The organism is Methanophagales archaeon (assembly GCA_021159465.1).
In the GTDB taxonomy this organism is placed as follows: domain Archaea; phylum Halobacteriota; class Syntropharchaeia; order Alkanophagales; family Methanospirareceae; genus G60ANME1.
On record JAGGRR010000116.1, the window covers coordinates 1 to 12,086 of the forward strand.

Sequence of the window (12,086 nt, forward strand, 5' to 3'; positions counted from 1 at the left end):
AATAGCGGAAGAAAAGAGAAAGGGATAGGATAATTAGAGCATACAATTATTGATAGGAATGATGAATGAAACGGAATTGAGAGAATAAGGCGAGGGAGATACAGGGGGATATGCCGATAGAGGAGTATATCAAGGATGGTATAAGGGATAGCCTCAAAGATAGATTCAAGAAGCGAAGAGGAGGATTCGAGATAATTGTGGATATTCTTAATGTGGCGATGGAAGGTGCAAAGAAGACAGAGATAGTATACAAAGCGAATCTCAATTTTAAGAGAGCAAGTAACTACTTATCATATTTAGAAGAGCGCCAGCTTATAGAGAACATGGGTGATGGATACCGAACCACGGAGAAGGGAAAGGAATTCCTCCGTGATTATCAGAAGATGATGGAGCGATTGGAGTGATGATGAATCAGTCCGAATCAGTCCTGTAGTGTCTTCAGATGCTAATCGTGCACCATGTATCCCATAGTTACCAGTAATCCTTACCCCAGGTTCTTACCCTAAGACCATATATGCTTTTATATACCATATTATAAACAAAATAACGCAGTATGAGGTAAAGTAGCTGCTACTATGCCTGAAACAGGCAGGAAGTAAAAAATAATAGGAGGTGAAAGACGAAAAATGGATACCACATATAGAATAAGATTGATAGTCGCTGTTGCAGTGGCTTCAGTAGCGCTGACCATAGCAGTCGCTGGTATCGCATCTGCGAATCCTCCGGTACCCCCACCAAACGAGACTTCGCTGATTGAGACCTCCACCGATGTTACTGTCTCGGGAACATATTATGAGGAGACAACATTTGACTGGACATATTCAACTAAGGAGCTCAATGATACCCTTGAGAACGATGAACGCGTAGCGCAGATACAATATGATGCGCATACGTCTGCGACGGATGGCTATTTTGAAATCAAAAAGGGGGTTACCGCTGATGGGCAGAATACACCAAATCTGAAAGTAGATGCGAAGGTAGGTTTCGTCAAAGGAAATGCAGTGACCAGCTCGCTGGACTTAACTGAGAATGTCGGTATGAGTAACGTCGCAGAGGGTGATACTGCAGGAGGTACAGGCGTAGGTGCTCTCTGTCCATGGGCGCAAAACGCTTGCATACCGCCAACCAATACGTTTGTGGCTGCTGGCAGTCAATTGAAGGATGTGACACTGGTGAACTCACATACTATAACCACAGTAGCGACGACCAAGTCACCGCAAGTGCATCACGAGATAAACGCTAAAGGTCCAATAGTTGAGGGAGGCAATGAGACCATGGGTATGGGTACCATAGCCGCGGGCATGAAAGTCAGTACGATGGAAGGTTTGAACTGTAACAGGACTCATCCACTCGCATCCAGATTGACCTACAGTGAGCTGTCAACAGCAACAGGTGCGTGGAAGTTTATAAAGTCAATGACTCACACAGCGCAGATTCCACCGATTAACGAACCCAGTACGTATCCAATGTTCTCCTTTTAGAAGCTAAGAGCCACGGGGAGAGAATGACAGCGGCAATATTTTATAGATAAAGGGGTGTTTTGCTTTTGTACACCCCCGATTTTATTTTTTTCTTGAGATGAGTAGATGTGAGGTGACAACTAATGAGTAAAAAAATAGTAAAGGATATGATACTGGCAGGCTGTGTGGCTTTGTTGATGATAATAATGATACAGGGTGCATTTGCACAGCAGGGTGTTTGGGCTGTACCTCAGCCTGAGCGGATGTGGGCGGTAACAGATATTCAGCATATTGGCTCGTTGAGCATTAATCGTGATTATTCGCATTCATATTCCGCAGATAGTGTAATAGAAGAACGAACACATTCATTCAATGCGAATGTATCTGCTGGTAATGGCAACACACGAATATTTGATGTGTTCAGCGTTGCGCCAACCACTCGTGGTAGTCAGTTCTTTGTGAATACCATCATCGGGTATAACCCACTGAATATGAACATGAGCACATCTGCGCCGCGGCTGATTGGCAGCGAAGGCACATACATTGGGGACTCATATACCGGTAATAGCGAGCTATGTGCACCTGCGGTAAGGGTTTGTGGCGTTATGGGTTCACAATTCGACCTGAAACGCGGTGTAGTTCATTCCACTACGAGCACAAATACGCCCATGTCACTTGCCAGTTATGACTTCTCATCAACAGGAGAAGGAACTGTAAGTACAGGGTTTACTGTTGTTTCTGGCTCGGGCGATGCCCATACCAGTTATAGTCAGAAGATTAAAGTGGTGGGTGAGTTTGAGCGAGTGGACTATTCTGCCAGTTTCAATCCTCGGTAACTCTTCAAAATTGGGATTTGGGTCTTTATGAATGATTGAATAGATGGAGATGGCGTGAAAATGAGAAAAAGCGGAAACATCGTGGTAATGGCGGCTTCGGCTTGTATCTTATTTATAATGTTGTCATTGGCCCAGCCGGTGTCTGCAATACCGCCATCAGAAGACCCATTCCTGATTAAGACCTCTACTGATATCACATGCTCCGGGTCGGTTACGGATAGCGTATCATTCGACTGGGCATATACAAATAAGAACCTCAGTGATAATACTCTCACAAATGATGAGCATACGTCTGCGACTGATGGCTACACAGAGTTCTCAAAGGAGTTTACCGCTGATGGACTGAATGTACCGAATCTCCATGTAGATAAGAAGGTAGGATTCATCGCAAATCAATCAATGACCGGTGGATTGGATTCCACAGAAGATGCTGGAATTTTTATAGCGAGTGCGGGTATAACAGGCGGAGGATCCGGAACAGGCGGTCTTTGTATATGGTCTCAGCACGCCTGTGTACCACCATCCTGCGAGATTGCGGTTGCAGGCAGTCAATTGAAGGATGTAACACGGGTTAACTCACATACTATAACCTCGATGCAGACGAGCGAGTCCCCGCGGTTGCATCATGAGATAACCGCGAAGGGGGCGATGTGGGGAGATAACCAGACTTACGGCGCTGGTATTGGTACTGTATCAGCGGGTATGAAGGTAGATGTAAGGGAAGGTAATAACTGTAACAATACGGTACACCCTCTTGGCTCAAGATTGCGATATACCACCATCAGTACAGCAACAGGACAATGGAATTCCTTTGCAAAGTCCATGACTTATACATCTGCGATTCCTGCGCTTCAGATACCCGGTCAGTACCCACTATTCCCATAGTATTAATTTACATTTACATAATTTGCTCCTATCCACTCCACACTACTTCCGCCACACGCAGGTAGGGTAGGTTTTGTTTTTATACTCACACTTTTATTATGTTAACTTAACTCATGAAGCGAGCAACGCGTGGGAGAGAAGGGGCAGTGGCAGTAGTGGGAGTAATTGTGCTGTGTGTATCAGTCATCATGTTAATCATGTTCGTGATACCAACAAATGCCACACTTTCCTCTGTTGTTATTACTGCTGTTAAGCCCTCAGTCCTTCATCCCGGTGAGACCACCGAAGTGACTTTGATAGTGAAGAATAACGGGGTGCGAGATGCCAGGGATGTGAGAATAGAGTTCAAAGTTTCAGACCGCCAGAACGTCTCCATTGTGGGTTCCACCGTTGTTCAAATCTCATCATTAGATTCGTGGAGTGAGAGGAGGGCGAAGATAAAGGTTCATGTAGAGGAGGGCGTTCATGAGGGCGTTTATAGTATCCCGGTAACATATTCATGGAAGGAGTGTTATAACGATCAGAACTGGGGTTATATATGCCTGCCAAATACTTACGTTTATGACCCCAAGGCGGGGATGGGATTCCAGATTAATAAGCCTGTATCTGAACTCACCTTCATCGTGAAAGGGACACCGAATTTGAGTTTTGGTGAGGTGTACACAGAGCCAGCGCATATAAGACCAGGCGATGAAAGGGTCAAGATAACGGCGGTGATATGGAATATCGGGACTGCGGATGCAAAGGACATCGAGGTGAGATTAGGATGCAAAGATCAGTTTAAGGCTTCGTGGTCTGATGCTGACCGTGCATATAGAGCAAGGTTGAACACCGGAATTGGATTCTCTGCCGTTTTCTATGCTGATATCTCAGAGAACGTGCAACCAGGCGTGTACACGCTCCCGCTGGTGATCTCTTATAGCGATATGGAGAAGAGAGGTTATAAAGAGGAGAAGGAGATACAACTGAGAGTTGAGGGCAAGCCGGAACTTGCACTCGCATCTTACACTACAGAGCCGGGGAAGATAACTGCGGGAGACCATGTCAGGCTGCATCTGAGGATAGAGAATGTAGGTACCGAAGAGGCAAGATCGGTCCGCGTTCAGCCGCGGGCACCATTCAAGTTTGATATGGATAGCTTTTATGTGGGCGATTTGAGGGTAAAAGAAGCGAGAGATGCCGTCCTGGGGTTCATTGTGGATGCAAAAACCTTGCCGGGTGTATATCAGCAGGCTCTGGAACTGAAGTACATTAGCAGAGACAACGATACGTACTCATCTGTGGAGCATATTCCATTGGAAGTCCTCCCTGAGCCTCTGAATGCGAGCCACATGGCTAACATAACCAATACTTCTGCAGAGACTCACTTGACTCCGTCACCCATGATGTCAGGCTTTTATGCTCTCATGGCTATCATTGGACTCCTATCTGCACTATTTATATTAAAAGAGAGAAGCTCCCGGTGAGGAAGAATACAAGCCCGAGAGCAGCCATAACAGCAGTAATAGCTAACATCGCTGATTTATATCTTTGCTCGGATAAGAATCTCTTACCCTTTGAGAATGAATATGAGACAAAGGAATACCATGCGAAATCGGATAGGAAATGTCCTATGACCACAAAAAGGACACCATTCCAGATGGGTGATTGCATGCCGGTTAGTAGTGTTGCCCATCCTATGGTCATCCACCAGGGTATGAACGAGGGATTAAAAGCAGTGAGCAGGAACCCACCAATAACTGAACCCCCATACCGGTAGCGGTAGCTTCTGGTCGCCTTAATCTTATATGGCGAGGGCGTCAATGCCTCCCGGAGGATATAAGAGGCCATCAAAATCAGGGTAATACCTCCGATCAGATAGATAAAGGCTTTAAATTCGATGAAATAATCCGTCAACCTGAGCCCCAGGAAGAGCAGTACCAGAATCGTCGGCGATTCCGCAGAGATATGTCCGAGCACAGTGAAGGGTCCCGATAGCACCCCCTTCTTCATGCTCTCTGATAGCACAAATATGAAGAAGGGACCGGGTAGCACTGCACCACTTAGCCCGGTCAGGAACCCCAGCGCAACCAGAGAGGCACCGATGAGAAGGTCCATAGTTTGAAAAGTTATATAATATGTATATTATTAATTAGAAGGGCTCGTAGCTCAGTGGAAGAGTGCCTCCTTCGCGAGGAGGAAGCCACGGGTTCAAATCCCGTCGAGTCCATAGTATAGAATAGGAAGGTGATAGGAATGCAGATGATGCCACAGATGGGCTATGACAGGGCGATAACAGTGTTCAGCCCTGATGGAAGGTTGTTTCAGGTAGAATACGCGCGAGAAGCAGTGAAGAGAGGTACCACCGCAGTGGGGTTGAAAGCGAAGGATGGTGTTGTCCTCCTGGTAGACAAGAGATTGACTTCACGACTGCTGGAGGGCGGGTCCGTGGAGAAGATATTTGAGATAGATGAGCATATAGGTGCAGCTACTTCGGGATTGGTCGCAGATGCACGGATATTGATAGATAAAGGCAGAGTAGAGGCGCAGATAAACAAGATTGTCTATGATGAACCTATAGATGTACAAACACTTGCGAAGAGGATATGTGATTTCAAACAGGCATATACACAGATCGGTGGACTCAGACCTTTTGGCACTGCGTTATTGATAGGGGGCGTATATAACGGGGGGAACTATCTCCTCGAAACCGATCCAAGCGGAGCATTGCTGGAGTATAAAGCGACTGCGATAGGTTCCGGTAGGACTATCGTGACAGAGATGCTGGAGGAGATGTATGATGAGAACATCACTCTTGAGGATGCCATCATACTCGGTCTGGATACTTTATACAGGGTAACAGAAGGTAAGATAGATAGGACAACAGTGGATGTGGGTCTTGCGGAATTGGAGAAGAAGAGATTCAGAATTATGAGTTCCGATGAATTAGAGCCGTATATAAAGAAGGTAAAGAAGAAGAACGAGAAGAATACGAAGAAGAAAGAAGATAAGGGGAAATAGTAGAGATGGTGAGTTTGGACAAGGCGGTGATAGCGAGGTATAAGCATGGCAAGAAGCTCTTTGAGGTCCTTGTTGATCCCGAGAAGGTAGACTCTGTCAGGAGTGGATCAGAAGTGGATATGGAGGGAGTGTTAGCAGTGGAATCGGTATTTGAGGATGCTTCAAAAGGTGAGAAAGCCACAGAGAGTGACCTGAGGAAGGTATTCTCCACAACTGATGTGAGCGAGATAGCGATGAAGATAATAAAAGAAGGAGAAGTGCAGCTGACTACAGAACAGAGACGAAGAAGGGTTGAAGAGAAGCGGAGGCTGGTAATAGACCGTATTGCCCGCATATCCATAAATCCACAGACCAACACCCCCCACCCTCCTTCCAGGATAGAGATAGCAATGAAGGAGGCAAAGGTACACGTTGATCCGTTCAAGAGTGTAGATGAGTTGGTAAATGAAGCACTGAAGCAGATAAGAGCGATAATACCAATAAAGATAGAGGAGAATGAGATAGCAGTGAAGATACCACCAGCATATACGGGCAGGGTCTATGAGCTAAAGAAGAAATATCGCGTGGTGAAGGAGGGCTGGCAGGATGATGGGTCCTTCATAGCGCTACTACGAGTCCCTGCGGGTATGAAGGATGAAGCACTCTCGTTCCTGGGTGCAATAACGAGAGGAGAAGTTGAAACGCGGATTGTGAAGTGATGAAAAGGATGTATAAAGTGGTAATTCCGGGTGATTTCATCTCAGAGGACGTGAACCGCGCAGGAGAAGGGACGTATATCGAGGAAGGTAAAGTTTATGCAATGAGATACGGTGTGGTGGACGAAAAGGATGAGATAAAAGTGGTGCCTTTTGTTGGTAAATACCAACCTGCGAAAGGCGATGTGGTAATAGGCAGGATAACAGAGATCTCATTTCCCTACTGGATTGTTGATATCGCTTCACCCTACGAGGCACGACTGCACATGTCTGAGGTCACGTCGGGTGGTAAGAAGAGAGTTGAATTCGGCTCCATGCATACATATCTCGACATTGATGATTTGATCGTTGCGAAAGTAACGAATACGGATGCGCTGATGAGGATAGACCTGGGATTGATGGAAGATTTCCAGCTGGGCGGTGGCGGGCGGTTGATAACAATACCGCATACCAAAGTGCCACGGATTATAGGCAGGAAAGGCTCGATGATAAGGATGTTGAAAGAGAAATGTAATTGTTTCATATTTGTTGCTAAGAACGGTCGTATCTGGATAAAGGGTAAGGAAGAAGATATGAATCTTGCTTCTGAGGTGATATTGATGATTGCACATGAAGCCCATACGTCTGGTTTAACGGATAGAGTGGCGGATTTCCTGAATTCTTATCGCAGGATAGGTGATACGGGAAGGGGTTAAAAAGATGAAAGAGGAAGGTATAGAACTTATAAAAGATGGTAAGAGACTGGATGGCAGGGGTTTTGACGAACTCAGACCGATAAAGATAGAGGTAGGAGTCCTGAAGAGGGCGGATGGATCCTGTTATTTTGAATTGGGCGATAACAAGGTGATTGCTGCGGTGTATGGACCGAGGGAGATGCATCCGCGACATGCTCAGGATGCGAAGATGGCTGTACTCAAATACAGGTACAACATGGCGCCCTTCTCTGTTGACGAGCGTAAGAGACCGGGGCCTGATAGGAGGAGTGTGGAGATATCCAAGGTAAGTAGAGAGGCACTGGAGCCAGTGATCATAAGGGAGTTTTACCCAAAGACCGAGATAGACGTGTATGTGGAGATACTGCAATCAGATGCAGGCACGAGAACTGCGGGTATAAATGCCGCTTCAATCGCACTCGCAGATGCGGGAATACCAATGAAAGACCTTGTATCCTCAGTTGCCGTGGGTAAGATAGATGGAGAGGTTGTACTCGATTTGAATGCAGTGGAGGACAATTATGGTGAAGCTGACATGCCAATAGCAATGATTGCCCGGCGAAATACGATTACGGCGCTTCAAATGGACGGTCGTATGACGAAGGATGAATTTGAGAAAGGCTTAAAGCTCGCAATGAACGCCTGCCAGCAGATATATGAATTACAGCGAACGGCGTTGATAGAGCGATATAGTGAGATGTAAAAGGAGGGGATAAGAGAAAGATGGGACTTGAGATTATGGATGAGGTAAGGAGAGATTACACATACAATCTTGTGAGGAGAGGTAAGCGTGAAGATGGTAGGGATTTCCAGGATTACAGGGAGATAAAGGTGGAGAAAGATATAATAAAGAGGGCAGAAGGTTCTGCACGTGTAAAGATAGGGAACACTGAGGTTCTGGTGGGTGTAAAGCTTGAGCCGGGAGAGCCTTTCCCTGATTCACCCGATAAAGGCGTGATAATAACAAATGCAGAGCTTGTTCCATTAGCATCGCCCGAATTTGAACCCGGACCACCAAATGAGGACAGTGTGCAACTGGCGAGGGTGGTGGACCGAGGAATTCGAGGCTCCGAGGCAATTGACCTCAGCAAGCTGTGTATAGAAGAAGGTGAGAAGGTCTGGATCGTCTTCATTGACATACATGTGCTGGACAATGACGGTAATTTAGTTGATGCCGCGGCGCTTGGTGCTATCGCCTCCCTCCTGGATATACATATACCAGCAGAGAGATATGGCTTGAGTGGTAAGGGCGAAGACATGATACCGATGCAGGATAAACCGGTAGCTGTGACGATGGTGGATATTGGTGGTGAAATTCTGGTAGACCCGAATTATAACGAGGAAAGGGCAGCAGTAAGCGGGCTGACGGTGATTTCCAATACAGATGGTACCTTATCAGGGATACAGAAGTATGGGAGAGAGGGTCTGGAAGAGGACAAAGTATCAGAGATGGTGGATATAGGGATAGAGAAGGCAGACGAGCTAAGGCGAAAGTTCCTTTGAAGCCCTATGTCAGAAAAGTTTAATTTATCAGAGTTTATGTCTATTATTGATAAGGATGTTAGCGCCCGACAATTACGTGGTGAGAGAGTACTTCCGGAAGATGATAGGGGAAGAGGGTTTGAAGATAATAATGAACGTTCCAGAGGGTGAGATAACCGACGAGGAGATTGCAAAGCTGAGTGATACAAAGCTCACTCTGGTCAGGAAGATTTTATATACCCTATATGAGAACAGGATAGCAGAATACAGGACTGAGCGAGATGATAACAGTGGCTGGGTGACCTATCTGTGGCGCTTTAATTACCGTAATGTCAGGAGAATAATGGAGGAAGAAGCGGATAAGAAATTGAAAGACCTCAGGAACAAGCTGGATGAAGAGAAAAAGGGTGTATTTTATCAGTGTAAATGCCAGCGTATCCTGTTTGAGGATGCAGCAGCGAGGGATTTCTGGTGTGATGAATGCGGTTCGAAGTTTGAATACGTTGATAATGGAGATTTGATAAGCGAGTTAGAGGACGAGATAGAGAAGATAGAGAAGTGGAAGAAGCAGATAAGAGGAGATTAAGGAGTGAGTGTGTGAAGTTACTGAGGGCAGCAGGGTGTGAAGAAAGGGTTATCAAGCATTGCATCGCAGTTGCGGAGCTTGCATTGGAGATAGCCGCAGCGAATAAAAATAAAAACATTGATGAGGAGTTGATCTTTACCGGTGCTCTACTTCACGATATGGGCAGGGCTCGTTCTCATGGCGTGGAACATGGCTTTTTGGGTGGTGAGATGGCGAAAGCATCGGGATTGGATGACCGGTTGGTGAGGATAATTCAAAGGCATGTGGGTGCTGGTATAACAGCGGAAGAGGCTAAACAGTTGGGATTACCCCCGATATCTCTCATGCCGGAGACGATGGAAGAAAAGATAATAGCGTATGCAGACAGCCTGATAGAAGGTACAAGAAGGACGAGTGTAGAATACGCGATATCGAATTTAAAGAAGAAATTAGGAGCGAGACATCCAGCAGTGGAGAGGTTGAAGAAGCTGCATGAGGAAGTGATGGGAACTGCGTTTTGAGTTATCTATCTCTCCAGTGCTGCTGCTCTTCGCTCATCCTTCAGGTCTAATTTCGTTATCATCACATTGGAAGGGTGTATGGGACGAGGTACTTCTGACAGGTCTGCCCTCGCTATAATAACACCTTCAACTGTTATCCGCTCCCTCTTGAGATCTACCGACCTGACTTTGCCCTCTGCACCCTTATCATCCCCCCTCAATATCCTCACAGTATCGTCCTTCCGCACCGGGAAACTCCTTCTATTGTACTTCTCTCGTAGTTCTCTGGAGAGCGGCGCACTCATGAACTTATGGCGGAGGTGCAGAGCCGCATTAAACCTCGCTTTCCTCTGTTTCCTTGGCTGTTTAGATCTTACCTTTTTCATCTCCATCACCTCAAACTATTCCAACTTTCTCCTTTATCTTATTAAGGGTCATTCTTATCTCGAGAATCTCCGATTTGAGCCATTTTACATCCTCTTCAAACCTCTCTTTAATAACATTTCTGACTTTCTCACTCTCTTCCCGGAGCACATTCATCGTCATATCCTGCTTATCAAGCATCTGGTCCTGTTTCCTTAACATCTGGTCCTGTTTATCGAGCATCTGATCTTGCTTACTTATCATCACCAAACCAATCTGGACCATCTTTGCTAATTGCGAGACCATAAAAGACTGCCTAAAAGAATCAATGCTTCTTACCTCTTCAGTATATTCTTCAACCACAACATTATGAACGGAAGCTTCAGGCGGATAATTCGAGCGTATAAAATCCACAAAACTATTAACCTTGTCTTTGGGACTCCGGACGAGAACAATCAATTGCTGTTCACCGTTTACAAGCGCATTTCTTGCATCAAAATAATCAATAAGCAGGCTCTCTGCCTCTGTCAGCAGGAATAACCTGTAACCTACATCATGAACTTTACCTGTTATCGTTATCTTCTTCGCTTCCTTCATACTCCCTCTGTAACGTACAACATCTTGATTATAAAACTCTTCAAATATAAAAGGGATGTATGATGTTGTTGTGGTAGGAGCAGGACCTTCGGGCTGCATGGCAGCGAAATATGCAGCTAAGGGTGGAGCATCCACGCTAATCATCGAGAAGGACCCGGAGATAGGCATACCGGTCCATTGCGCAGGACTGATAAGTAAGAGGGCAGTAGAGGAGAGTGAACTGAAGGAAGTCAGGACTTTCATAATGAACAGGATAAAAGGAGCGATTATCCACTCGCCTAACTATGACATGCAGTTAGAAGCGCGGGAAAGTGCTTACGCAATAATGAGAGACCACTTTGATAAGGCTCTTGCGAAAGAGGCAATGAATAGTGGCGCAGAGATAATCACGGGCTGTAAAGTGGTGGGAATAAAGCTGTCAGGAGGAGAGTGGAGGATACAGATAGTGGATACAAAAACAAAAGGTAAAATGGAGGAGATAGGCGCAAAGGTGGTGATAGGGGCTGATGGTGTCAGGGCTGGAGTGGCGGAGATGGCGGGCATGGGGGTTAAGAGGAACTTATTAAGTTGCGTACAGGTAGAGGGGTACTATGATTCAGAAGGCGTTTATGCTGAGATCTTCGCCAGCAGGGAGATAGCACCTGGATTCTTCGCATGGGCTATTCCACTGGATGATCGAATAGCTCGAATTGGGCTCTGCATAGATAAGAGGTTCTCATCACCACACTCAACGCCCCTTGCATTTTTAAAGCGGTTACTGCTTCATGAGCCTCATATGGCAAAGAGATATCGGGGCTCATATTATAGATACACCGGTGGTGTAATTCCCATAGCTGCTGGTTTGAAACCCCAGAAGACGGTGAAGATAGTGAAGGACAGAGGTAAAGGTAAAGGTAGAGGTAAGGGTATTTTACTGGTTGGTGATGCTGCTGCACAGGTAAAGCCAATCAGTGGTGGCGGAGTCTACTATGGACTGAGATGTGGCAAGAT

At 46.0% G+C, this 12,086-nt stretch carries 16 protein-coding genes and 1 tRNA gene; 14 read left to right on the top strand and 3 right to left on the bottom strand.

Annotated features, from left to right (window positions below):
* The first annotated feature begins 110 nt into the window (after positions 1-110).
* The 5 genes from J7J01_05605 to J7J01_05625 all read left to right on the top strand — a co-directional run bounded on the left by J7J01_05605 (position 111) and on the right by J7J01_05625 (position 4,647).
* Positions 111-404, top strand: a complete 294-nt coding sequence (locus J7J01_05605; protein MCD6210352.1) for a hypothetical protein — start codon at positions 111-113, stop codon at positions 402-404.
* 222 nt (positions 405-626) lie between these two features.
* Entirely contained in the window at positions 627-1,481 is an 855-nt protein-coding gene (locus J7J01_05610; protein ID MCD6210353.1) for a hypothetical protein, read from the top strand.
* 122 nt (positions 1,482-1,603) lie between these two features.
* Positions 1,604-2,296 carry a hypothetical protein gene (locus J7J01_05615; GenBank protein ID MCD6210354.1) on the top strand — a complete coding sequence of 231 codons (693 nt, stop codon included), beginning with the start codon at positions 1,604-1,606 and terminating at the stop codon, positions 2,294-2,296.
* A gap of 60 nt (positions 2,297-2,356) precedes the next feature.
* Positions 2,357-3,181: a hypothetical protein gene (locus J7J01_05620; GenBank protein ID MCD6210355.1), complete on the top strand. Its 825-nt coding sequence runs from the start codon at positions 2,357-2,359 to the stop codon at positions 3,179-3,181.
* 146 nt (positions 3,182-3,327) lie between these two features.
* Positions 3,328-4,647 (top strand): COG1361 S-layer family protein, encoded by a 1,320-nt coding sequence (locus tag J7J01_05625; protein MCD6210356.1) that lies wholly within the window; start codon positions 3,328-3,330, stop codon positions 4,645-4,647.
* Here the strand turns inward: J7J01_05625 and J7J01_05630 are convergent.
* Positions 4,619-5,278, bottom strand: a complete 660-nt coding sequence (locus J7J01_05630) for a LysE family transporter (GenBank protein ID MCD6210357.1) — start codon at positions 5,276-5,278, stop codon at positions 4,619-4,621. The genes J7J01_05625 and J7J01_05630 overlap by 29 nt on opposite strands.
* 40 nt (positions 5,279-5,318) lie before the next feature.
* Here J7J01_05630 and J7J01_05635 point away from each other — a divergent pair.
* The 8 genes from J7J01_05635 (at position 5,319) to J7J01_05670 (ending at position 10,157) form a co-directional block, all read left to right on the top strand.
* Positions 5,319-5,390, top strand: a tRNA-Ala gene (locus J7J01_05635).
* A 17-nt stretch (positions 5,391-5,407) separates the two neighbouring features.
* On the top strand, positions 5,408-6,181 hold the full coding sequence (psmA, locus tag J7J01_05640; GenBank protein ID MCD6210358.1) for an archaeal proteasome endopeptidase complex subunit alpha: 774 nt from the start codon (positions 5,408-5,410) through the stop codon (positions 6,179-6,181).
* A gap of 5 nt (positions 6,182-6,186) precedes the next feature.
* Positions 6,187-6,879, top strand: a complete 693-nt coding sequence (locus J7J01_05645; protein ID MCD6210359.1) for a ribosome assembly factor SBDS — start codon at positions 6,187-6,189, stop codon at positions 6,877-6,879.
* 8 nt (positions 6,880-6,887) lie between these two features.
* Entirely contained in the window at positions 6,888-7,571 is a 684-nt protein-coding gene (locus J7J01_05650; protein MCD6210360.1) for a hypothetical protein, read from the top strand.
* A 4-nt stretch (positions 7,572-7,575) separates the two neighbouring features.
* Positions 7,576-8,292 (top strand): exosome complex exonuclease Rrp41, encoded by a 717-nt coding sequence (locus tag J7J01_05655; protein ID MCD6210361.1) that lies wholly within the window; start codon positions 7,576-7,578, stop codon positions 8,290-8,292.
* A 20-nt stretch (positions 8,293-8,312) separates the two neighbouring features.
* A complete protein-coding gene (locus tag J7J01_05660) occupies positions 8,313-9,092 on the top strand; it encodes an exosome complex protein Rrp42 (protein MCD6210362.1) in 780 nt (259 codons plus the stop codon).
* A gap of 55 nt (positions 9,093-9,147) precedes the next feature.
* Entirely contained in the window at positions 9,148-9,657 is a 510-nt protein-coding gene (locus tag J7J01_05665; protein ID MCD6210363.1) for a hypothetical protein, read from the top strand.
* Complete coding sequence (locus J7J01_05670) at positions 9,630-10,157, top strand: TIGR00295 family protein (GenBank protein ID MCD6210364.1); 528 nt, start codon at positions 9,630-9,632, stop codon at positions 10,155-10,157. The genes J7J01_05665 and J7J01_05670 overlap by 28 nt, the downstream gene beginning before the upstream one ends.
* Positions 10,158-10,162: 5 nt before the next feature.
* Here J7J01_05670 and J7J01_05675 read toward each other — a convergent pair whose 3' ends face one another.
* Both J7J01_05675 and J7J01_05680 read right to left on the bottom strand, forming a co-directional pair.
* Positions 10,163-10,522 carry a 50S ribosomal protein L24 gene (locus J7J01_05675; protein MCD6210365.1) on the bottom strand — a complete coding sequence of 120 codons (360 nt, stop codon included), beginning with the start codon at positions 10,520-10,522 and terminating at the stop codon, positions 10,163-10,165.
* Positions 10,523-10,532: 10 nt separating this feature from the next.
* Positions 10,533-11,096 (bottom strand): acylphosphatase, encoded by a 564-nt coding sequence (locus tag J7J01_05680; protein MCD6210366.1) that lies wholly within the window; start codon positions 11,094-11,096, stop codon positions 10,533-10,535.
* Between the two features lie 55 nt (positions 11,097-11,151).
* Here J7J01_05680 and J7J01_05685 point away from each other — a divergent pair.
* On the top strand, positions 11,152-12,086 hold a 935-nt coding region (locus tag J7J01_05685; protein ID MCD6210367.1), incomplete at its 3' end, for an NAD(P)/FAD-dependent oxidoreductase.